This is a genomic window from Rhizobium sp. PP-F2F-G48 (assembly GCF_004342335.1).
Lineage (GTDB): Bacteria > Pseudomonadota > Alphaproteobacteria > Rhizobiales > Rhizobiaceae > Ferranicluibacter.
The window spans coordinates 351,222-373,130 of sequence record NZ_SLVH01000004.1; the positions used below are offsets into that span (position 1 = coordinate 351,222).

Here is a 21,909-nt window from a genome sequence, read left to right on the forward strand (position 1 = left end):
CTTTCGTGAGCGCCGCGCAACCCATGTTTGACCGTATCCGCACCTTCATCGACAGTCTCACCGGTGCCGAGCACCCGAACCCGATCGAGGCGGGCGATCCGCGCATTGCGATCGTCGCTCTCTGCATCCAGGTCATGGAAGCCGACGGCCATGCCGACGACGTCGAGCGCCGCAAGGTTCGGTCGATGATCAAGGAGCACTACACGCTCGACGATGCGGCCCTCGATGCGCTGATTGCCGCCGGCGAGGACGCCGAGAGCGAGGCGATCGATTTCTTCCGCTTCACCTCCGACATCAAGCGGCACTTCAGCGAAGAGCAGCGGATCGATCTCGTCGGCATGCTGTGGGAGATCGTCTATGTCGATGGCGAGCGCAGCGAGATGGAAGATCACGTGATCTGGCGGATCGCCGACCTGCTCGGCGTCTCCGGCCGCGACCGCATCATGAAGCGGCAGGAAGCCGCGGCGAAATCCGACATCGTCGAGACGGCGGAGCACTGAGGCCTCTCACCCTCGCCGCTGGCGAAACGGAGTGAGCCTACCGTTTCGTCTCGGGTGCATCCAGCGTGTCGATCCGGCGCAGTTGCGAGAAGCCGAGCGACCAGATCACCGCCACCAGCAGCGTGCCCGCCCCGCCGATGACGACGGCGGGAACCGCACCGATGGCCGACGCCATCATGCCGGCTCGAAATTCTCCCAGCTCGTTCGACGCGCCGACGAACACCATGTTGACGGCGTTGACGCGACCACGCAGCTCGTCCGGAGTCCAGAGCGTGATCAGCGTTTCCCGGACATAGACCGAGATCATGTCGGAGGCGCCCATGATGACGAGCGCCACGATCGAGATCCACGGCGTGGCGGACAGCCCGAAGACGACCGTGCCGAGGCCGAAGAGAGCGACGCCCACGAACATCAGCACGCCGGCGCGGTGACGGATCGGGTGGGCGGCAAGCCACATGGCCATGCCGACCGCGCCGACGCCGGGGGCCGCGCGCAGGAGACCGAGGCCCCAGGGTCCGAGATCGAGGATATCGCGGGCGAACACCGGCATGAGCGCGATGGCCCCGCCGAGAAGAACGGCGAAGAGATCGAGCGAGATGGCGCCGAGCACGACCTTTTCTGCGCGGATATAGCGAAAGCCGGCTGTGATGGTCTGCCAGCTCTGGGCGATCTGGCTGTTCTTCTGTGCAGGCTTGGGGATCGCATAGACCATGACGACGCTGGCGGCGAAGAACAGAACGGCGACGCTATAGGGAACGGCCGGTCCGAGCGCGTAGATCAGGCCGCCGACGACGGGGCCGACAATCATCGCCGTCTGCCAGGAGGTGGAATTCCAGGCGATAGCGTTGGCGAGATCCCGCTCCGGCACGAGATTGGGTGCGAGCGACTGGGAGGCCGGCGCGAGAAAGGCCCGCTCGATGCCGAACACGACGAGAATGGTGTAGACCGGCCAGAGGGTGAAGGTGCCGGTGAGGGTGAGGACGAGGAGAGCCGCGGCGCAGAGCGTGCTGACGCCCATGCAGATGCCCATGATCATGCGCCGGTTGTAGCGGTCGGCGACCGAGCCGGTGACAAGGATGAGGACCAGCGACGGCAGGAACTGGAAGAGGCCGATCAGGCCGAGGTCGAACGGATCGCGCGTCAGATCGTAGATCTGCCAACCGACGGAGACGCTGACGATCTGGATGGCGAAATAGGCAAGGAAGCGCGCGAAGAAGTAGCGGCGATACCCGACATGCCGGAAGGCGGCGTAGCGGTCTCCGGTTTCGACGATGGACATGAACTGGTCTTTCCCGGCCTCTGATGCGTCGGCCCGTTCGTATGAGCGCCGGCCATCGCGAGCCATAGCGCCGTCTTAAACATGTTGTCACGCGGCACGGGCCGCAGGGTTGCCGCGTTGCGCGCCAGTGTCTACATGTCTTTCAACTACTGCATAATGTCGCGCTCCGGAATCGGTTCGCGGAGAAAATTATGCGACGCCATCAATGTTGGAACGACGGTTGCCCATCGCCGATGGCGCACGGCGGTCCATGAACCGGAGGCCCGGCATGCTCGCCGTCATCGCAACGCTGAATTTCATTATCAATATCGCCTGGTTTCTCATCATCGCCTCGGCGATCTTCTCCTGGCTCTATGCCTTCAACATCATCAACACGAACAATCAGGCGATCAGCATGATCGGCCGGTCGCTCTACCAGCTGACGGAGCCGCTCTACCGTCCGATCCGTCGTATCCTGCCCAATATGGGCGGTGTCGATCTGTCGCCGCTCGTCGTCCTGGTCATCCTGTTCTTTCTGCAGCAGTTTCTGAACACGACGATCGCTCCGGCGTTGCTCGCACCGACCTACTGACCCGACCTTCACGCTGTTTCAGATAAAAGGCCCTTCGCGCGGTGTATCGCACGAAGGGCCTTTCTCGTTCATCCGAAGAGCGCAAGGCTGGCCCGTACCGTAACCCAGACGCCCCAGGCGAGGGGTAGGCCGACGCAGGCCCAGGCGAGAAGGGCCTTGGCATCGAGGCCGCCCCGGCCGATGCCGAAGGAGCCGGACGGGCCGGCATTGACAGCGGCCGTCTTTGCCTGGAGCGCTGCGACGTCCGCATCCTTCATGAACCATTTGTCGGCAAGCGGCCGCACGAAGGCGTTGGCGACAAGGCCGAGTGCGAGCATGCCGGCAAGGATATACATGGTGGTGTTGTAGACTTGATCGCGCGGAAGCCCCGCGGCGATCTGCGCCTCGCGGATGTAGTTGACGACGACAGGCCCGATGATGCCGGCCGTTGCCCAGGCCGTCAGCAGCCTTCCATGAATGGCGCCGACGAACTGGGTGCCGAAGATATCGGCGAGATAGGCGGGGATGGTGGCGAAGCCGCCGCCATACATCGACAGGATGATGCAGAGCATGCCGACGAAGAGCAGCTTGCTCTGGATGCCGGCCGCCCAGGGGACGAGCGCATAGAGCACGATCCCGATCACGAAGAAGCAGAAGTAGGTGTTCTTGCGGCCGATCCTGTCGGACAGAGAGGCCCAGAAGAAGCGTCCCCCGATGTTGAAGAGCGAGATGAGCCCGGTGAAGCCGGCGGCGATCGCCGCGACGCTCGCCAGCTGCTCTTTCGACATGGCGGTGAAGGCGACGCCCGGCGCGCCGATGAGCGAGCCGGCGAAGATCTCCTGAAGCATGGGCGAGGCCATGCCGATGACGCCGATGCCGGCGGAAACGTTGAGGCAGAGCACGGCCCAGATCAGCCAGAACTGCTTCGTCTTGTGCGCATCGCGCAGGTGGACGTGGCGCGTGGTGATCATCGTGCTTTTCGCGGCAGGCGGGGCCCAGCCTTCCGGGCGCCATCCGGCGGGCGGAATGCGGTAGCCGAAGGCGCCGGCGAGCATGAAGACGAGATAACCGAGCGCCATGACGACGAAAGTCTGCCAGACGCCGACCTGGGTATCCGAGCGAAAATAGGTCATCAGGATGTTGGCGAGCGGCGCGCCGATCATGGCGCCGCCGCCAAAGCCCATGATGGCCATGCCCGTCGCCATGCCGCGCCGGTCGGGAAACCATTTGATGAGGGTGGACACGGGCGAGATATAGCCGAGGCCAAGCCCGATGCCGCCGATGACGCCGGCACCGAGCCACATCATCCAGAGCTGGTGCGTGGCGACGCCGAGGGCCGCAATGAGGATGCCGCCGCACCAGCAGAAGGCCGAGACGGTCGCGGCCTTGCGCGGGCCGGCCTTTTCCAGCCAGCCGCCCCAGAGTGCGGCGGATGAGCCGAGCAGCACGAAGAACAGGGTGTAGATCCAGCCGAGATCGCTCACCCGCCAGTCGCAGGTGGTGGTGAAAAGCGCGGAGCCGAGCGTGAGATCGGCGCAGGCTGCCGGTGCGGAGATGCCGATCGCCTTCGACAGAGGCAGCCAGAACACGCTGAAACCATAGGCCATGCCGATGCAAAGATGGATGGCAAGGGCGGCCGGCGGCACGAGCCAGCGGTTGAAGCCGGGTTTGGCGATGATGCGCTCCCGGTCGAGCAATCCTGCCGACACGGGAATGCCGAGTTGCGTCGTTGCCGACATGGTCGTCCTCCTCCTCTGAGCCCCTCCTCGGGCGGTTGGTCTGCGTCGTCAGGCGCGGGATCGACGGCGTGCAGCCTCCACACTGCAGGGTCGATCGCAGCGCACAGGGTTCACCTCTCGGGCATGTTCGGCTCCGACAGCGATTCGCCCGCGGCCGCGCCCTTGCCGCCGGGTGCGCCGCGCGCGGCATCCGCACCGGTGCCGATCGCATCCTCTTTCGAATGCGGTCGCTTGATCAGCGGGGCGGCCGCCAGCACCAGCGGATCGAAGCCTGCATCGCCCTTCTCGATCAGCGCGAAAAAGGCGCTGCGCATCCGGGTCTCCCAGAATTTGTTGATATGGATGGCGATGCCGGCCGGTCCGTCTTCATGCGGCTGGGAGCGAAAGAAGGTGGCGATCTGGTTTGCCATGCGCACGAGTTTGGCGTCCGTGCCATGCGGCGGGCCGTCTTCTCCGTGATGGGGAGGCTGTGCGGCATCAGGCGACATGGCTTGTCCTCTTGGTCGGCCGGATGGTCTCGGGAGGGGTGGCCTCGGAATGGCTGATCCCGGAATGGGTTGTCTCGGCGACGATGCGGTCCGCATGGGTGAAGACCTCGAACTCGTCCCCCCGCACCAGCGCCACGAGCGTCATGCCCGCCGTCTCGGCGGTGCGGATCGCGAGCGCTGTCGGGGCCGATATGGCGATGATGAAGGGGCTGCCGAGAATGGCCGTCTTCTGGACCATCTCGACCGAGACCCGGCTCGTCACCACGACGGCGCCGGAGGCGCCCGTGTAGCCCTGGCGGGCAGCGGCACCGGCCAGCTTGTCGAGCGCATTGTGCCGCCCGACATCCTCGCGCACGGCGATCAATCCCTCTTCGGGCGTATAGAAACCGGCGCCGTGGACCGCGCGGGTCTCTGCATGCAGCGGCTGGCGGGTGTCGAGCAAGGCGACGGCCTGCGCGATCTCGCCCGGCGTCAGGCTGAGGCGGGCGGCTGCGACCGACGGTGTCTGCCGCACGGCCTGCTCCAGGGATTCGATGCCGCAGAGGCCGCAGCCGACCGGACCGGCCATATGCCGGCGACGGGTGACCAGAGCCTCGTGCTGTGCGTCGCGCAAGGCGATCTGCAGATCGTAACCTTCCGGCGTCTCCACGGCCTCGATGCTCTCGATATCGGCCGGTTCCGTGATGATGCCTTCCGTCAGGCTGAAGCCGGTGGCGAAATCCTCGAAATCGGCGGGCGTCGCCATCATCACGGCATGGGTGGAACCGCCATAGCTGAAGGCGACGGGTATTTCTTCGGGAACGATGCGGCTGGCCGGGCGAACGCGACCGTTGCGGCGGGACAGCTGCGGGACGGTGCGGGCGAGGGGGATAGCGGTCGAGCGGGTCATCGGCATCATCTCGGCGCGATCCCTGCCGTGTCCACCGCCCGTCCGGTCGTCGCAAGCGTCATTCCGCGGCCTCCAGTTTGGCGGCGATGCGACGCGACTGGCGGGCCTGATCCTCGTATTCGGTCTGCCATTCCGACGGGCCGTTCGACGGCGAGATCTGCACCGCGGTGACCTTGTATTCCGGGCAATTGGTCGCCCAGTCGGAAAAGTCCGTGGTGATGACGTTGGCCTGCGTCGTCGGGTGGTGGAAGGTGGTGTAGACGACGCCTGTCGCGACCCGGTCGGTGATCAGCGCCCGCAGCGTCGTATCGCCCGAGCGGCTGGCCAGCCGCACCCAGTCGCCATCGCGGACGCCGCGCAGCTCGGCATCGTGCGGGTGAATCTCCAGCCGGTCCTCCTCATGCCAGACGACATTTTCGGTGCGCCGCGTCTGCGCGCCGACATTGTATTGGCTGAGAATACGGCCGGTGGTCAGAAGCAGCGGGAAGCGCGGCCCGGTCTTCTCGTCGGTCGCGACATATTCCGTGCGGATGAACTTGCCCTTGCCGCGCACGAAGCCGTCGACATGCATGATCGGCGAGCCTTCGGGCGCCTGTTCGTTGCAGGGCCACTGCACGGAGCCCTTCTCGTCCAGATAGGCATAGGAGACCTTGGCAAAGCTCGGGGTGGTCGCCGCAATCTCGTCCATGATCTCGGACGGGTGCGTGTAATCCCAGCCAAGGCCCATGGCGCGGGCGAGGTTCTGCGTCACTTCCCAGTCGGCATAGCCGTTGCGCGGGGTCATGACCCGGCGCACGCGATTGATGCGGCGCTCGGCATTGGTGAAGGTGCCATCCTTTTCAAGGAAGGTGGAGCCCGGCAGGAAGACGTGGGCGTAGTTCGCGGTTTCGTTGAGGAACAGGTCCTGCACGACGACGCATTCCATGGCGGCGAGACCGGCTGCGACATGTTTCGTGTCCGGATCGGACTGGAGAATGTCCTCGCCCTGGATGTAGAGCCCCTTGAAGGAGCCATCGACGGCGGCGTCCAGCATGTTGGGAATGCGCAGGCCCGGCTCGTCGGAGAGCGTGACGCCCCAGAGCTTTTCGAAGATATCGCGCGTCGCATCGTCCGAGACGTGGCGGTAGCCGGGAAGCTCGTGCGGGAACGAGCCCATGTCGCAGGAGCCCTGCACGTTGTTCTGCCCGCGCAAGGGGTTCACGCCGACACCGGGGCGGCCGATATTGCCGGTCGCCATGGCGAGGTTGGCAATCGCCATGACGGTGGTCGAGCCCTGGCTGTGCTCGGTCACGCCCAAGCCGTAATAGATCGAGCCGTTGCCGCCGGTGGCAAACAGGCGGGCGGCGCCGCGCAGCGCCTCGGCCGGAACGCCGGTCAGCGCTTCGGTTGCTTCGGGGCTGTGGCGCTCTTCCGCGACAAAGCCTGCCCAGTCCTCGAACTCAGACCAGTCGCAGCGGGTGCGGATAAACGCTTCGTCGCAGAGGCCCTCGGTGACGATGACATGAGCGAGTGCGGTGACGACCGCGACATTGGTGCCGGGGCGCAGCGGCAGGTGATAGGCGGCCTCGACATGGGGCGTGCGGACGAGATCGATCCGGCGGGGATCGATGACGATGAGCTTGGCACCCTGCCGCAGCCGCTTCTTCAGCCGCGAGCCGAAGACAGGGTGTCCGTCGGTCGGGTTCGCGCCGATGACGATGACGACATCGGTATTCTCGACCGAGTCGAAATTCTGCGTGCCGGCCGACGTGCCGAAGGCCTGCCCGAGACCGTAGCCGGTCGGCGAATGGCAGACGCGGGCGCAGGTATCGACATTGTTGTTGCCGAAGCCGGCGCGGATCAGCTTCTGGACGAGGTAGGTTTCCTCGTTGGTGCAGCGCGACGAGGTGATGCCGCCGATCGACTCGCGTCCGTACTGGTACTGGATGCGTCGGAACTCTGCCGCGGTATGGGCGAGCGCCTCGTCCCAGCTGACCTCCCGCCAGGGGTCGGTTACCTTCTCGCGGATCATCGGGTTGAGGATACGCTCCTTGTGCGTGGAATAGCCGTAGGCGAAGCGGCCCTTGACGCAGGAGTGGCCGCGATTGGCCTGTCCGTCCTTCCAGGGCACCATGCGCACCAGTTCCTCGCCCCGCATTTCCGCCTTGAACGAGCAGCCGACGCCGCAATAGGCGCAGGTGGTGACGACCGAATGCTCCGGCTGGCCGATGGATATGACCGATTTTTCGGTGAGCGTGGCGGTCGGGCAGGCCTGGACGCAGGCGCCGCAGGAGACGCATTCCGAGGAGAGAAAGTCTTCATGCTGGCCGGGCGACACGCGACTGTCGAAGCCGCGGCCCTCGATCGTCAGCGCGAACGTGCCCTGCACTTCCTCGCAGGCCCGCACGCAGCGCGAACAGACGATGCATTTGGAGGGATCATAGGTGAAGTAGGGGTTGGATTCGTCCTTCGGCATCCAGCGGGCATTGAGGCCGTCGCTGTCGCGCGTCTTCACGTGATTGTCGCCCTCATAGCCGTAGCGCACGTCGCGCAGGCCGACCGCGCCAGCCATGTCCTGCAATTCGCAGTCGCCATTGGCCGCGCAGGTGAGACAGTCGAGCGGATGATCGGAGATGTAGAGCTCCATCACGCCCTTGCGGATGTCTTTCAGCCGCGCCGTCTGGGTGTGGACGATAAGACCGGGCGCGACGGGCGTGGTGCAGGAGGCCGGCGTGCCGTTGCGGCCCTCGATCTCGATCAGACAGAGCCGGCAGGAGCCGAAGGCATCGACCATATCCGTGGCGCAGAGCTTCGGCACTTGGATACCCGCTTCCATCGATGCCCGCATGATGGAAGTGCCCTCGGGCACGGTGATCTCGCGACCGTCGATGGTCAGCGTCACCAGCGTTTCCGCCCGGGAGGCGGGGGTGCCGAAATCGGTTTCAGGAACGAGAAGCATGTTGGTCTCCTGAAAGGTGAGGGTCGTTCTGGGCGGTGTTACCTTGGGGTTGCCCCTCATCCGGCTGCCGCCATCTTCTCCGCGTTTCGATGGGGAGAAGGGACGTTTGGCGAGGCGTTTCCCTGTTCGAAAACGGTGAGCCGACCACGTCCCCTCGCCGCGCAAGCGGTGAGAGGGCTCGGGTGAGGGGCGGCCTACGAGCCGCAGTCGTGCTCGACGCGCGCATCATTCCGCCGCCTCCACGACCGGTGCCGCAACGAAATCGTCCGGGAAATGCGTGACCGCGCTCATGACCGGATAGGGCGTGAAGCCGCCCAGCGCGCAGAGCGAGCCGAACTTCATGGTGTTGCAGAGGTCCGAGAGCAGCGCCAGATTCTTCTCCGGCTCGATGCCGCGACCAATGCGATCGACGACCTCGACGCCACGGGTCGAGCCGATGCGGCAGGGCGTGCATTTGCCGCAGCTTTCCACGGCGCAGAATTCCATGGCGAAGCGGGCCTGTTTCAGCATGTCGGCGGTGTCGTCGAAGATGGTGATGCCCGCGTGGCCGATGAGACCCCCGGCTGCGGCGAAGGCCTCGTAGTCGAAGGGCGTGTCGAACAGCGCGCGCGGGAAGTAGGCGCCGAGCGGGCCGCCGACCTGCACCGCCTTGATGGGGCGTCCCGTTGCGGTGCCGCCGGCGATCGTATCGACGATTTCGCCGAGGGTGAGACCGAAGGCGACCTCATAGAGGCCGGTCTGCCGGGCATTGCCTGCAATCTGGATGGGGATGGTGCCGCGCGAGCGGCCCATGCCGAAATCGCGATAATGCTCGGGGCCTTCGTCGAGGATAACGGGCACCGAGGCGAGCGAGATGACGTTGTTGATGACGGTGGGTTGGCCGAACAGGCCTTTGTGCGCCGGCAGCGGCGGCTTTGCCCGCACCACGCCGCGCTTGCCTTCGAGCGAGTTGAGGAGCGCCGTTTCCTCGCCGCAGACGTAAGCGCCGGCCCCGGTGCGGATCTCGATGTCGAAGCCGGCGCCCTGACCGAGCACCGACAGGCCGAGGATGCCCGCACGCCGGGCGATGCCGACGGCTTTCGTCATGGTGTCGATGGCGTGGGGATATTCCGAGCGGATGTAGACGAAGCCCTTGGTGGCGCCGGTCGCGAGACCCGCAATCGCCATGCCCTCGATGACGACGAAGGGATCGCCTTCCATGATCATCCGGTCGGCAAAGGTGCCGCTGTCACCTTCGTCGGCATTGCAGACGATGTATTTGCGGGGGTCCGCGCAATCGAGAACGGTCTTCCACTTGATGCCGGTCGGAAAGCCCGCGCCGCCACGGCCGCGCAGGCCGGACAGCGTGACGGCCTCGACGATCGCTGCGGGGGACATCGCGACGGCCTTCGCAAGGCCGGCGAGCCCGCCATGGGCGCGGTAATCCTCCAGCGACAAAGGGTCGATGACGCCGCAACGGGCGAAGGTGAGGCGGGTCTGGTTCTTGAGGAAGGGAATTTCCTCCGTCGGCCCGAGGCAGAGCGGATGGTCGATACCGGTCGATGTGTCGCCATGCAGAAAACCCGCATCGAGCAGGGCGCCGACATCGGCTGGCGTTACCGGGCCGAAAGCGATGCGGCCGTTGGGTGTTTCCACCTCCACCAGCGGCTCCAGCCAATGCAGGCCGCGCGACCCCGTGCGCACGATGGCAAGGTCGAGCCCGCGGGCCGTCGCCTCCTGCGCCAGGCGCGCTGCGACGCGATCGGCTCCGACGGCAAGGGCCGCGGCATCGCGGGGGATGAAGATCCGGATCACGCCGCCACCTCCGCAAGAAGGCTATCCAGTGCCGAGGCATCCAGGCGCCCGTGCACCGCGCCGTCCAGCATGGCGGCGGGTGCGGTGGAACAGAGCCCGAGACAGAAGACGGGCTCCAGCGTGACCGCGCCGTCCGCCGTCGTCTCGTGGAAATCGATGCCGAGGCGGGCTCTTGCCTGTTCGCCAAGGCGGTCGCCGCCCATGGCCTGGCACGCCTCGGCGCGACAGAGCTTGAGCACATGCCGGCCGGCCGGATGGCTGCGATAGTCGTGATAGAAGGTGACCACGCCGTGGACTTCGGCGCGCGACAGGTTGAGGCCGGTGGCGATCATCGGGACGGCGTCGTCCGGGACATGGCCGAATGTCTGCTGGACCGCATGCAGGATCGGCAGAAGCGGTCCTTCCAGATGCTTCAACTCGGAAACGATTGCAGCGATGCTCGTTTCAAGATCGCTCTTCTCAAGGTGTCGATCCACCGGGCTCCTCCGTGCATGTCTGCGACGCGCCAGCGATTGCACCGGCCTCCTCCAAGCAGGTCGTGTGGTGAGGACACGAACCTGGCGTCGAATAAGGAAGGTCTCAGAGATGCGCCCTGCGGGCAATATGGAAGAATCGTGGAGCGATAGAAGATTTCTATCAAAACTCCTGTTGCTCTGCCAGCTTTCGCGCTTCATGCAGGAGTGCCGAGACCAGGGGCGTGTAGGGCTCGCGATGGGTGGCAACCAGGCCGACGAGATGGCCGGCATCCGGCTCTTCGATCGGGATCACCTGGATGTCGTCGTGAAAGCCGAAGGATTTCGCGACGTTGAACGGCATGATGCTCGCCCACTGGCCGGTCCGGATGTGGGAGAACAGAACGATCATCGAGTTGGATTCGAGCGTCGGGCGCGCCTGCACACCCGCCGCGCTGAAATGCTGATTGATGATGCGCCGGTTCTGCATGTCGTTGGTCAATAGACAAAGCCGAATGGCGCTCGCCTCCGCCCAGGTCACCGAGGCTCGGTCGGACAGCGGCGATCCGGTGGCGGCCACGAGATGATAGCGTTCCATGACGAGAGGCACGCTGGTCACCCGTCCGACCGGCTCGTTGTCGAGATAGGTGAGGCCCGCATCGATCTCGAGATTTTCGAGAAGCCCGAGCATTTTCGAGGAGGTGGTAGAGAGAACTGAGAAGGTGACGTCGGGATGTTTTTCCTGAAAGGGAGCGGTGAGCCGCGGGACCATCGCCAGTGTTGTCGGGACGGCCGCGAGGCGGATGTGGCCGGCAAGGCCTTTCTTCGCCGCCCGCATTTCCTCCCGCATCGTGCGGGCATCGCCGACGATGCGACGGGCCCATTCCAGCACACGCTGGCCTTCCGGCGTCAGACCCTGGAAGCGGGCGCCACGATTGACGAGCATCACCCCGAGCGTGTCCTCCAGCTGGCGGATGGCGGCAGAAAGCGTCGGCTGGGTGATGCCGCATTGTTCGGCGGCGCGGCCGAAATGCCGTTCCTGCGAGAGAGCGATGAAGAATTCGAGCTTGTCGATCATGCCGGGGGATCATGCGCTTTCCCGGCTCTCTGAGCAACAGAGGGCCCGGCTCCCTGAGCAACAGAGGCCATGTTCCCCGAGCAACAGGGGGTCGGCTCCCGGATAACCTCAGGGGGTCAGGAACCGGTGCCGCCGCGGACTTCGTTGATGATCGTGCGGACGAGAATGCGGGTGTCGAGAAGGACGGAGAAGGTCTCGATGTATTCGACATCGCTCAGGATACGGCGAACGGCCATGTCACGGTTGGTCGTCGGTCCGCGCAGGCCGCGGCACTGGGCAAGGCCGGTCAGTCCCGGGCGAACCAGATGGCGGGCTTCATAGCCGCGCACGAGGTCTGCATAGTTCATGCCGCCGGCGACCATGTCGGGGACGTGCGGTCTCGGTCCGACGAGCGACATATGCCCGACGACGACGTTCCAGAGCTGCGGGATCTCATCGAGGCTGGTTCTGCGCAGGATGCGACCGATCCGTGTGACGCGGGGATCGCCATCGACCGTCAGCCGCACGCCGGCGTGATCGCACTGCTCGACATACATCGATCGGAATTTCAGGATTTCGAACGGAACTTCGTTTCGGCCGGTCCGCAGCTGGCGGAAGAAGATCGGGCCCCTGCTCTCGAGCCTGATGAGGATGGCGACCAGAAGAAGAAGCGGTGCGAGCATGATCAAACCCGCAACCGCGCCGCTCACGTCCATCGCTCGCTTCAGGGCGAAATTGATCGGTCGCCGCGGAAGCGTGCGGGTCGAAAGCGTGGGCGTATTGTCATTCGCCAGCACCGTATCGTTCAGCTTTGCGTCCCGCAGGGGTGGGCGTGCACCAGGGCGCGTGCTTGCGACGCCGGGTGTTCCGGAACGACCTTTTTTCTGCAGTAAGGAATTGGGGCTCATTGGCTGGTTCCCTGCAATCGAGGTTCTTATGGATCTGAAATGACGAAGGTTTAATATGCGCTTGGCTTATACTGAACCGGCACAGTTGCGTGCCAAATTGATACGTAAAGCTTCGTAATAAACCCGGCTTCGAAGTGCTGTTCCGCCGATCAATAGTCGCAATTAATCATCTATTAAAGATAAGGGTGTTTGGCAACCGGCCGATCCAAAAGACGAGTCTATTGGTTAACTCTAATATTGAAGACGAGCGCCGCTCGCAAGGGAACCTATGTTCGGGGGAATGGCGGTGGCTCGAAGGCGCGCAGCGCGCTCTTCGGCATCCAGAGCGATGCATCGGCATCGCTCAAAGGCAGCCAGGCGGATGGATCGAAGAAGGCGTCGCTGATCTTGCGGCGCGGCTTTTCGCTCTTGCGGGCGAGAAAGTTGAACCGCGGCAGATCGACCCGTTCCCGCTTGAATGCGATACGGCTCCCGAATTCGTCCTTGTCGAACTCCTGAAGCGCTGCGATCTGACGGAGCATCTCGCCATCGTCCTGCCAGCGCACCTCCTGCAGAAACGCTTCGACGGCACGGCTGCCGGCTTGGAGGACGGCCGTGCTGTCCGCTTCCAGCTCGATGTTGAACTTGACGCGGAATGTCAGGACGCGGCCTTGCAGATCACCCTTCAAGAGCACGAAGACGGAGGATTGTTGCGGCGGCGGCGGCTCGTCCGGCGGCGCCTCGATCAGGGGTTCGTTGTCCGGATCGAAATTCTCGCCCGATGGCTCTTTGGGCAGCGCTTTGGAGGCGGCGACCTCCGGCCGTGGTGCCGGTCCCGCACCGGCTGGCGCGCCGCGGCCGATCGGCAGGAAAGAGGAGCATTCGGAGCCCTGGCCGCCGACGGCGCTCGCGGTCCAGGCGATGTCGGGGAAGCCGTTCGCGCGGAGCGTTTCGCAGAGGCGGCGGGGATCCATCCGGATCGATCGGACGAAGGTGGTCGGGATCCCATCGAGATTGGCGCGGGCGTAGCGCGGAACCCGGATCGTCGGCGACGGCAGGCGGATGCCCTTGACGACGCGGATGACGGGCAGATCGACACCTTGCGCATCGCGGACCGTCGGCTCCGCGAAGGGGAAAAGCTGTTCGAACTTGACCGGCGGATAGCCGAAACGGGCCAGGACAATATTGAGGTTGCGCAGGTCGTTGGCCCCCAGCACCGTGCCGAGGATCGCCGTGAAGACGACGAGAACCGCGATGGCAAAGAATACGCGTCCCGAACGGCCTCTCGTCACCTGCGTCATGCCGCTTCTTCGTCTCCGTCTGGTCGTCGCTCGCCTGGTAAAGCCCTATGAGCTTGTCTTTGCCCGGAGTCCAGTGCGGTGACGATGCGCGAGGAAGGGGACGTCGGTCTCTCGGCGCTAGAAACGGTCGCCGCGATCGACAGGGTCAGCGGGCATGCCGATCACGATAGGCAACAATGCTGACGTGTACAATCAGGAGCGGCCATGCCAGGCAGTACAACAGGCCGACGACGCGCATGACATCCCAGCCCCCCGCCAGCGACATCTCGCCTTCGCGATAGGTCATCTCGAGGAAAAGCACTGCGACGAGCGCGTAGAGTGTCAGCAGGATCGTTTCTGTCATGACGGTTTCCGCATATCAAATTAACAGGAGCGGGCGTTCTTGCCAAGAATCAAGCCTGTGCCATAGCGGCACAATGTGTCCTGATTTCGCAACCGGATGCGATTCTCGGGAAACACGCCCCATCAAGCCTGCGGAGGCTTGCGCGGGTCTGGATGCCCGAGATCCTCCTCGTCGGATCACATGCCTTCGTCGGGAATGTTGAGAATGTGGCCGCAGGCCTTGCAGTGGACGGCGTCGGCGTCGTGCCGGTTCAATCCGCACTGGGGGCAGGAAAATCGCACCTTGTTGGGCCGGACGATGGCTTGTGCCAAGCGCACGAACAGGGAGATGCCGAAGATCATCGTGACGATGGAGGTAAGCTTGCCGAGCGTGCCGGGCAGGGTGATATCGCCGAAGCCCGTTGTGGTGATGGTCGCCACCGTGAAATAGAGCGCATCGACAAAGCCGGAGATGCCGGATTCCGTCGCGAAGAAGGCGGTGTAGACGAAGCCCGTGACGAGAAAGAGGAACGTGACGAAATTGATGCAGGCGCCGATGACCTCCTGGTACTCGCGGCAGCCGGCCCGGTGCACCAGAATGCCGAAGACGCGGCTCTGGCTGAAGGACCAGATGCGCAGCGCCCGGAGGAAGGCGAAGTTCGAAAACGTCTCGGGAAAGAGCAGCGTCGCGAGAATGACGATATCCACCAGCGTCATCGGCCGGACGAGAAACCGCCAGGGATTGTTGGCGATCAGCGCCCGGGCCGTGAGTTCGAAGGCGATCAGGGCCGCAATTGCATAGTCGATGACGAGATATGTGCCGTGCCGCGCCAGATAGGGGCCGGCGAGGAAAAACAGGATGACGGCGAGATCGACGATGCCGATCGTCACCTGGAAGCCGACAGCCTGGCCGTCGGTGCCGTAATAGAGCCGTCTCAGCGTGCCGCGCAGGCCGGACTGCGGAGCATCTTCGCGCGGGAGATCCTCGGCGTCTCTCGTCGTCACGGGGCTTGCGACCGGGTCCCGATCGTTCGCCTCGTCACCCATGTCTGCGCCGCCGCTCTTGCTGTTCGTCATTCTGCCCGCCTGAACTGCGTCGAGACATAGCCGGGTCTGGCGCCTCTTCAAGAGATCGCGCCGCGCTCTGCCCTCGTATTGCCGGAATTGCTGATGAAAGCCATGAGCAACCTCGACGTCGCCATGCGCCCGCTCCGTGTCGCACTGCATCCGAACGTTACAGGAAGTTCACTGTCAAGCAGCGCAGCCCGGCGATATAGAGCATTGCGATATAGCGCTTTTCCGGTTTCCATTACACGCATGTGGTTCCATGACCCTTCCCGATCCGACGCCTTCGACCCCTGCATCCGCCGGCGCACCTCTCATGGATGCGGGACCTGACGAACCTCAAGGCATTCTCGCGCGCTTCGGGGGGATCAGCCGGTTTGCCGCCGGCGGTGCCATCCTCCTGATCGCCGCCATCGTCGTCATCGCCATCGTGCACCTGACGTCGGAAGTCCGCTACGAGGACGTCATGGCGGCGCTCGATTCCACGCGCTGGACGGCGATCGCGCTCGCGCTCGTGTTCACCGGTCTCAGCTTCTTCGCCCTGACCTTCTACGATGTCAGCGCGCTGTCCTACGTCAAGCATCGCCTGCCTTACAACGATGTCGCCTTGACCGCCTTTGCGGCCTATGCGGTCGGCAATACCGCGGGCTTCGGACCCTTGAGCGGCGGGGCGATCCGTTATCGCGCCTATTCGCGGCTCGGCCTGAAGCCGGAAGAGATCGGCGGTGTCATCGCCTTCGTGACGCTTGCCTTCGGGCTCGGCCTTGCCGCCGTCGGGTCGCTCAGCATTCTCGCCATTGCGCCGGAAATCGCGCCGCTGACCTGGCTTCCGGCCTCCGGCCTGCGGGTCGTCGCCATTCTCGTCCTGACCGGCATCGTCGCGCTGATGGTCGCGGGTCGCGATGGACAGCCCTTGGTTTTCAGCCGCATCTCCGTGCGCCTGCCGGATTCCCGCACCGCATCGCGGCAGTTCCTGGTCACGGTTCTCGATCTCGCGGCCTCGGCTTCCGTCCTCTATGTGCTGCTGCCCGACGGCACGATCGGCTGGCCGGCCTTCCTCGCCATCTATGCGGTCGCGGTCGGGCTCGGCGTCCTCAGCCACGTGCCGGCAGGTCTCGGCGTGTTCGAGACCGTGATCGTCGCAGCGCTCGGCCAGACGGCGAGCGTCGATACGGTTCTCGGGGCGCTGGCGCTCTACCGGCTGATCTACCATGTCGTGCCGCTGCTCCTCGCCGTCCTGTTCGTCGTCATCGCCGAGGTGCGCACGCTTGCGAAGAAGCCGGTGGGGTCCAGTCTGCGACGGGTTGCAGGACGGCTGACGCCGCTGCTTCTTTCGGCGCTGGCCCTGGTCCTTGCCGCCATGCTGGTGTTTTCCAGCGTCACGCCGACGCCGGACGAAAACCTCGCCTTCCTTGCGGACTACGTGCCGCTGCCGGTCATCGAGGGTGCGCATTTCCTTGCAAGCGTGCTCGGCCTTGCCTTGTTGATCGCCGCGCGCGGGCTTGCCCGCCGGCTCGATGGCGCCTGGTGGGCAGCGCTCGGACTTTCGCTGGCAGCGCTTCTCCTATCGCTGGTCAAGGCCGTGGCCCTGTTCGAGGCGGGGCTGCTCGGGTTCTTCATCATCAGCCTGCTGATCAGTCGTCGTGTGTTCACCCGGCCGGCAACGATGACGAGCACGGCCCTGACGGTGCCGTGGCTGACCGCCATGGGCGCGCTCTGCCTGTTTGCCGTGGCGCTGCTGCTGTTCGTCTATCGCGACGTCGAATATTCCAACCGGCTCTGGTGGGAGTTCGAGCTATCGGCGGAAGCGCCGCGTGGCCTGCGCGCCGTGCTCGGCCTCGTGCTCTTCTCCGGCGCCGTCGCCTTCTGGAGCCTCATGCGACCGGCGCGCGGGACGATCGAAACGCCTTCGCCCGAGGATCTCGACAGGGCGATGGCGATCATCGCGCAGCAGGGGATGTCGGATGCCAATCTCGTCCTGATGGGCGACAAGAGCCTGATGTTTTCCCATGATGCGCGGGCTTTCATCATGTACGGCCGGCAGGCGCGCTCATGGATCGCGCTGTTCGATCCGGTGGGTCCGCGGGACGCCTGGCCGGATCTGATCTGGCAGTTCGTCGAAAGCGCCCGCGCCGTCGGGTGCCGCCCGGTGTTCTATCAGGTCTCGCCGGCCGGGCTCTCCTATTATGCCGATGCCGGCTTGCGGGCCTTCCGCCTCGGGGAAATCGCTACGATGGACCTGACCAGCTTTTCGCTGAAAGGCGGCAAATGGGCGACGCTGCGCCAGACGGTAAGCCGGGCACAGCGCGACGGGCTCTCGTTCGAACTCGTCGAGGCGGCCGACGTGCCGGCGATCCTCGATGATCTCCAGGCGGTCTCGGATGGCTGGCTTGCCCACCACGATGCCAAGGAGAAGGGTTTTTCGCTCGGCGCATTTTCGCGCGACTATCTCTGCCGCCAGCCGGTGGCGGTTCTCAAGGTCGACGGCAGGATCGTCGCCTTTGCCAATATTCTTGTCACCGATACGCTGGAAGAGGGCTCGGTGGACCTGATGCGGTTTTCGCCGGACGCGCCCAAGGGGTCGATGGACTTTCTGTTCGTGTCGGTCATGGAGCATCTGCGCGATCGCGGCTTCAAGCGCTTCAACCTCGGCATGGCGCCGCTCGCCGGCCTCTCGGAACGGCGATCCTCGCCGGTCTGGGACAAGGTCGGGCGGACGGTGTTCGAGCACGGCGAGCGCTTCTACAACTTCAAGGGCCTGAAGGCCTTCAAAACGAAATTCCATCCTCGATGGGAGCCTCGTTACATGGCAGCCGGTGGGGGGATCAGTCCGATCCTGTCGCTGATGGACGCCACGTTCCTGATCGGCGGCGGCGTGAAAGGGCTTGTGAAGAAATGAGACTGTTGAAGACGTTGACCGTTTTAAGTCTGCTGGCGACCGCGCCTTGCGCTGTCCTCGCCCAGGATGCCTCCGGTTTCGATACCGGCATGATCCCTTCGCCGCGCATCTTGAAGCCGGCCGGCGAGGTGAAGGCCGCCGTGGTTCTCGTGTCGGATGCGCCCGGATGGGGTGCGAAGGAAGACGGCGTTGCCGCGCGGATGACGGGGGAGGGCGCGCTGGTGATCGGGATAGACCTTCCGTCCTATCTCGCCGACCTTGCCAAGGACGATGGCGACTGCGTCTATATGGTCTCCGACATCGAGGCGCTCAGCCAGCAGATCCAGCGCTCGCTCGACAATTCGGATTACGATCTTCCCATCGTCGCCGGTGTCGGCGCGGGCGGTGCGCTGGCGCTGGCAATCGCCGCGCAGACGCCGCCGGCCACGATCGGCCACACGCTGGCCGCCGATCCGGACGCCGGCATTGCGCTGATGCGCGAGCTTTGCACACCGGCCGACAAGCGCACCGTCGGCAACCGGATGGAATACGGCCTGACGGATGGACCGCTGCCCGATCCGGTGACCGTGCTCCTCGGCGCGGCGGCCCCGGCCGATGGCCGGACGCATGTCGATGCGCTGAAGGCCAAGCATGACGACATCGACGTTCAGGATAGCGACGGCGACATCTGGCAGGATTTTTCCGATACGCTGTCGGATCTCGTGGCCAACAGCGGGGGTGACGACAATCCGCTCGGCCTGCCCCTGACCGTTCTCGACACCAAGCCGACGCGCGACACGATGGCCATCGTGCTTTCGGGCGACGGCGGCTGGCGCGACATCGACAAGGAGGTGGGCGACGTTCTGCAGCAGCAGGGCATGCCGGTCGTCGGCCTGGATTCGCTGCGATATTTCTGGGCCGAACGCGAACCGCAGGAGGTGGCGAACGACGTGTCGCGGATCATCGGGCTCTATGCCAAGCGCTGGAACGTCAAACGCGTCCTGCTGATCGGCTATTCCTTCGGTGCGGACGTGCTACCGCGGACCTATAATCTCCTGCCGGCTGCCGACCGCGCCCGCGTCTCGCAGATCTCGCTTCTCGCCGTATCGCATCAGGTGGACTACAAGATTTCCGTCCTCGGCTGGCTGGGTGCGGCGGCGGCCGATGGCCACGGTGATCCGGCCGACGACCTGAAGACCATCAACCCCGCGCTCGTCCAGTGCGTCTACGGCACCGACGAAGAGGACGATGTCTGCCCCACACTGAAGGACACCGGCATCGAGGTGATCCCGATCGAGGGAGGCCATCATTTCGACGAGGATTACCCTGCTTTGGTCGAGCGGATCCTCGATGGCTACGACAGGCGGCTGGGCAAGCCCGCGCCATAGCGCGTCTTCGCCGTTCTTCGGATCTTAAAAACACTCTATGTCTTCGGCTGCTGGTCCAACCCGTCAAGCGTTGCCTCGAAGTCTTTCCAGCTTTCGTCCATGGCATAGGCCGAAGACAGGAAGGGAACGGCAAAGTGGCCGAAGGCGATGGAGAGCTGGCGTTCTGCCGTCTTTTCGTCTTTGCCGGCGATCTGGCTCTCGTAGATGACGCTTGCCAGACCGGTGCGATCGGCGCCCGACTTGCAGTGGATGAGGATGGGTTTCGGCGCATCCCGCAGGATCGCGACCAGTGCGCGGCTCTCTTCCAGCGTGAGGGCCCGGTAGGCCGACATCCGGAAGTTGATCAATACCATGCCCTCGCGCGCGGTCGTTTCGGCTTCCTCGCGATACCAGGCAGATCTGCCTTCGCCCCGGAGGTTGACGACGGTGCGGATGCCGTAGCGGGATTTGTAGTCCGAGAGATCGGCGCCCGAGGGCTGGGCCGAGCGATAGAGCTGCCCCGGCACGACCTCATGAAAATTATCGGTGAGAATGATCCGGCTGAAATGGATGCCGGTCATCAATGTGGCGGGTAGAAAGGCCATAAACAACAGGGCTGCCAGTGACGGCTTCTTGTGTCTCCACATGCTCCAACATCTCCGGATCGCGGTGGCGCGGGGATGGTCCCGCGCCGCCGTCCGGTCTTCTCATGGGCATGTAACAGCAAGATGTAAAATAGCTGTCCGACAGCTGTCAGGCGGCCATTTCCTCGACGTCGCGTTCCTTGAACATGCGCGCGAGATTGAGGAAGCAGATCATGCCGTTCTCGTTGGCGATGATGCCTTCGGCATAGGCCTTGTCGAAGGAGGTCGTGACCTCCGGAACCGGCTGGACCTGGCTGCCCTGGACGGTCAGGATGTCGGAGACGCGATCGACCACGAGGCCGACGACCATCGAGTGCACTTCGGCCACCACGATGGCGCTGCGCTCGTTGGCGACGGTCGATTTCATGCCGAGCTTGTGCGCGAGATCGATGATCGGAATGACGGTGCCGCGCAGGTTCATCACGCCGATGACCTCCGGCGGGGAATGCGGGATCGGCGTCGACGGAGCCCAGCCGCGGATTTCGCGAATCGTCGTGGTCTTGACGCAGAATTCCTGATCGTGAAGCCGGAATGCGATGATTTCCAGCGTTTCGCCGCCAAAGCCGGCCATTGTCAATGCATTGCTCATGTCTGTTGTCCCCGGATTCAAAACCACAACGGATTTTCAGACTGCAGGATATCTCACCAATGGTTAAAAGAGCTTTTCATCCCTCGCGAATGCCGGTTCAACCGCTGCGGGTCGGGCGGTCGAGGATGCGGCGGCCGAACAGGCTGGCGGCAAGCTCCACCATGACGCGGGCGCTCTTGCCGCGATCGTCCAGGAAGGGATTGAGCTCCACGAGGTCGAGCGAGGACACGCGACCGCTGTCGCAGAGCATTTCCATGACCAGATGCGCTTCCCGGAAAGTGGCGCCGCCGGGAACGGTGGTGCCGACGCCGGGGGCGATGTCGGGCTCGAGGAAATCGACGTCGAGGCTGACATGCAGCAGTCCGTTCTCCCGCTCCACGGCCTTCAGGATCTCCTTGACGATGGCGGCGACGCCCATTTCGTCGAGCGCGCGCATGTCGTAGACATTGACGCCGTGCCGGTTGATCTCCTGGCGTTCGGTCTCATCGACCGAGCGGATGCCGACCTGATAGACGCGCTTCGGATCGACGAGGGGACGTCCGGACGGCAGGATGTCTGCGAATTCGGCCTGGCCGCAGAAAAAGGCGACGGGCATGCCGTGCATGTTGCCCGACGGCGATGTCTCCGGCGTGTTGAAGTCGGCATGGGCATCGAGCCACAGAACGAAGAGCGGCCGTTTGGCCTCGGCGGCATGGCGGGCCATGCCCGAGACGCTGCCCATGGAGAGTGCATGGTCGCCCCCGAGGATGACCGGCACGGCACCTTTAGACGCTGTGTCATAGGTCGCTTCCTCCAGCGCCCTGACATAGCCAGCGACGACGGAGAGATGTTTTGCGCCCGGATGCCGCCCGAGGCCTTCGACGGGTGTCGGGCGAAGATCTCCGTGGTCTGCGACGTCGAAGCCGAGATCGGCCATGACCTGGTCGATGCCCGCAATCCGGAGCGCCGTCGGGCCCATGCTGCAGCCCCGGCGCCCGGAGCCCTCTTCCAGCGGTACGCCAATCAACCCGATCGAAACCATATGCGTCTTCCCTCAGCCAAACGTGTCGCGGCGGACTTTGCACCGTCAGCGCCACCGCAGAAAGAGACAAGATTGGTAAATTTGCGTTGCCGTTCGCGCAAATTGCAAGCGCCCTCTTGGCAGATTGCGCATCGCAGATCCCTCAGCGCA

Annotated in this window: 19 protein-coding genes; 4 read left to right on the forward strand and 15 right to left on the reverse strand. The window is 64.4% G+C overall.

What is annotated here, in order from left to right:
* The first annotated feature begins 23 nt into the window (after positions 1–23).
* Positions 24–500 carry a TerB family tellurite resistance protein gene (locus tag C8J36_RS12865; protein ID WP_062596397.1) on the forward strand — a complete coding sequence of 159 codons (477 nt, stop codon included), beginning with the start codon at positions 24–26 and terminating at the stop codon, positions 498–500.
* Positions 501–537: 37 nt separating this feature from the next.
* On the opposite strand, the gene C8J36_RS12870 is transcribed toward C8J36_RS12865, so the two are convergent.
* Positions 538–1,779 (reverse strand): MFS transporter, encoded by a 1,242-nt coding sequence (locus tag C8J36_RS12870; protein ID WP_132535394.1) that lies wholly within the window; start codon positions 1,777–1,779, stop codon positions 538–540.
* Positions 1,780–2,047: 268 nt separating this feature from the next.
* Here C8J36_RS12870 and C8J36_RS12875 point away from each other — a divergent pair, with 268 nt between their 5' ends.
* A complete protein-coding gene (locus C8J36_RS12875; protein WP_062477929.1) occupies positions 2,048–2,350 on the forward strand; it encodes a YggT family protein in 303 nt (100 codons plus the stop codon).
* 68 nt (positions 2,351–2,418) lie between these two features.
* On the opposite strand, the gene C8J36_RS12880 is transcribed toward C8J36_RS12875, so the two are convergent.
* The 11 genes from C8J36_RS12880 to C8J36_RS12935 all read right to left on the reverse strand — a co-directional run bounded on the left by C8J36_RS12880 (position 2,419) and on the right by C8J36_RS12935 (position 15,272).
* The gene (locus C8J36_RS12880) at positions 2,419–4,068 is read right to left on the reverse strand and encodes an OFA family MFS transporter (RefSeq protein ID WP_132535396.1); all 1,650 of its coding nucleotides are present in this window, start codon (positions 4,066–4,068) and stop codon (positions 2,419–2,421) included.
* Between the two features lie 110 nt (positions 4,069–4,178).
* On the reverse strand, positions 4,179–4,556 hold the full coding sequence (locus tag C8J36_RS12885; RefSeq protein WP_132535398.1) for a formate dehydrogenase subunit delta: 378 nt from the start codon (positions 4,554–4,556) through the stop codon (positions 4,179–4,181).
* Positions 4,546–5,445, reverse strand: a complete 900-nt coding sequence (gene fdhD / locus C8J36_RS12890; RefSeq protein WP_165915047.1) for a formate dehydrogenase accessory sulfurtransferase FdhD — start codon at positions 5,443–5,445, stop codon at positions 4,546–4,548. Before fdhD ends, C8J36_RS12885 begins: the two co-directional genes overlap by 11 nt.
* 58 nt (positions 5,446–5,503) lie before the next feature.
* Positions 5,504–8,383 carry a formate dehydrogenase subunit alpha gene (gene fdhF, locus C8J36_RS12895; RefSeq protein ID WP_132535402.1) on the reverse strand — a complete coding sequence of 960 codons (2,880 nt, stop codon included), beginning with the start codon at positions 8,381–8,383 and terminating at the stop codon, positions 5,504–5,506.
* A gap of 225 nt (positions 8,384–8,608) precedes the next feature.
* The gene (locus C8J36_RS12905; RefSeq protein ID WP_132535404.1) at positions 8,609–10,177 is read right to left on the reverse strand and encodes an NADH-quinone oxidoreductase subunit NuoF; all 1,569 of its coding nucleotides are present in this window, start codon (positions 10,175–10,177) and stop codon (positions 8,609–8,611) included.
* The gene (locus C8J36_RS12910) at positions 10,174–10,653 is read right to left on the reverse strand and encodes a formate dehydrogenase subunit gamma (RefSeq protein ID WP_245506542.1); all 480 of its coding nucleotides are present in this window, start codon (positions 10,651–10,653) and stop codon (positions 10,174–10,176) included. The genes C8J36_RS12905 and C8J36_RS12910 overlap by 4 nt, the downstream gene beginning before the upstream one ends.
* A gap of 160 nt (positions 10,654–10,813) precedes the next feature.
* Positions 10,814–11,707 carry a LysR family transcriptional regulator gene (locus tag C8J36_RS12915; protein ID WP_132535408.1) on the reverse strand — a complete coding sequence of 298 codons (894 nt, stop codon included), beginning with the start codon at positions 11,705–11,707 and terminating at the stop codon, positions 10,814–10,816.
* Positions 11,708–11,823: 116 nt separating this feature from the next.
* On the reverse strand, positions 11,824–12,483 hold the full coding sequence (locus C8J36_RS12920) for a sugar transferase (RefSeq protein ID WP_245506543.1): 660 nt from the start codon (positions 12,481–12,483) through the stop codon (positions 11,824–11,826).
* Between the two features lie 377 nt (positions 12,484–12,860).
* Positions 12,861–13,874: a DUF6030 family protein gene (locus C8J36_RS12925; RefSeq protein WP_132535412.1), complete on the reverse strand. Its 1,014-nt coding sequence runs from the start codon at positions 13,872–13,874 to the stop codon at positions 12,861–12,863.
* A gap of 145 nt (positions 13,875–14,019) precedes the next feature.
* The gene (locus C8J36_RS12930) at positions 14,020–14,217 is read right to left on the reverse strand and encodes a hypothetical protein (protein ID WP_132535414.1); all 198 of its coding nucleotides are present in this window, start codon (positions 14,215–14,217) and stop codon (positions 14,020–14,022) included.
* 176 nt (positions 14,218–14,393) lie between these two features.
* Positions 14,394–15,272 (reverse strand): potassium channel family protein, encoded by an 879-nt coding sequence (locus C8J36_RS12935; protein WP_082477338.1) that lies wholly within the window; start codon positions 15,270–15,272, stop codon positions 14,394–14,396.
* Positions 15,273–15,522: 250 nt separating this feature from the next.
* Here C8J36_RS12935 and mprF point away from each other — a divergent pair, with 250 nt between their 5' ends.
* Both mprF and C8J36_RS12945 read left to right on the forward strand, forming a co-directional pair.
* The gene (gene mprF, locus C8J36_RS12940) at positions 15,523–18,159 is read left to right on the forward strand and encodes a bifunctional lysylphosphatidylglycerol flippase/synthetase MprF (RefSeq protein WP_281029233.1); all 2,637 of its coding nucleotides are present in this window, start codon (positions 15,523–15,525) and stop codon (positions 18,157–18,159) included.
* Positions 18,156–19,526, forward strand: a complete 1,371-nt coding sequence (locus C8J36_RS12945; RefSeq protein ID WP_132535416.1) for an AcvB/VirJ family lysyl-phosphatidylglycerol hydrolase — start codon at positions 18,156–18,158, stop codon at positions 19,524–19,526. Before mprF ends, C8J36_RS12945 begins: the two co-directional genes overlap by 4 nt.
* Positions 19,527–19,561: 35 nt before the next feature.
* On the opposite strand, the gene C8J36_RS12950 is transcribed toward C8J36_RS12945, so the two are convergent.
* The 3 genes from C8J36_RS12950 to rocF all read right to left on the reverse strand — a co-directional run bounded on the left by C8J36_RS12950 (position 19,562) and on the right by rocF (position 21,759).
* On the reverse strand, positions 19,562–20,152 hold the full coding sequence (locus tag C8J36_RS12950) for a dual specificity protein phosphatase family protein (RefSeq protein ID WP_245506544.1): 591 nt from the start codon (positions 20,150–20,152) through the stop codon (positions 19,562–19,564).
* 106 nt (positions 20,153–20,258) lie between these two features.
* Positions 20,259–20,738, reverse strand: coding sequence for a chemotaxis protein CheW (locus C8J36_RS12955; protein WP_062477976.1), 480 nt, complete (start codon positions 20,736–20,738; stop codon positions 20,259–20,261).
* A 97-nt stretch (positions 20,739–20,835) separates the two neighbouring features.
* Positions 20,836–21,759, reverse strand: a complete 924-nt coding sequence (gene rocF, locus C8J36_RS12960) for an arginase (RefSeq protein ID WP_132535418.1) — start codon at positions 21,757–21,759, stop codon at positions 20,836–20,838.
* Positions 21,760–21,909 lie beyond the last annotated feature (150 nt).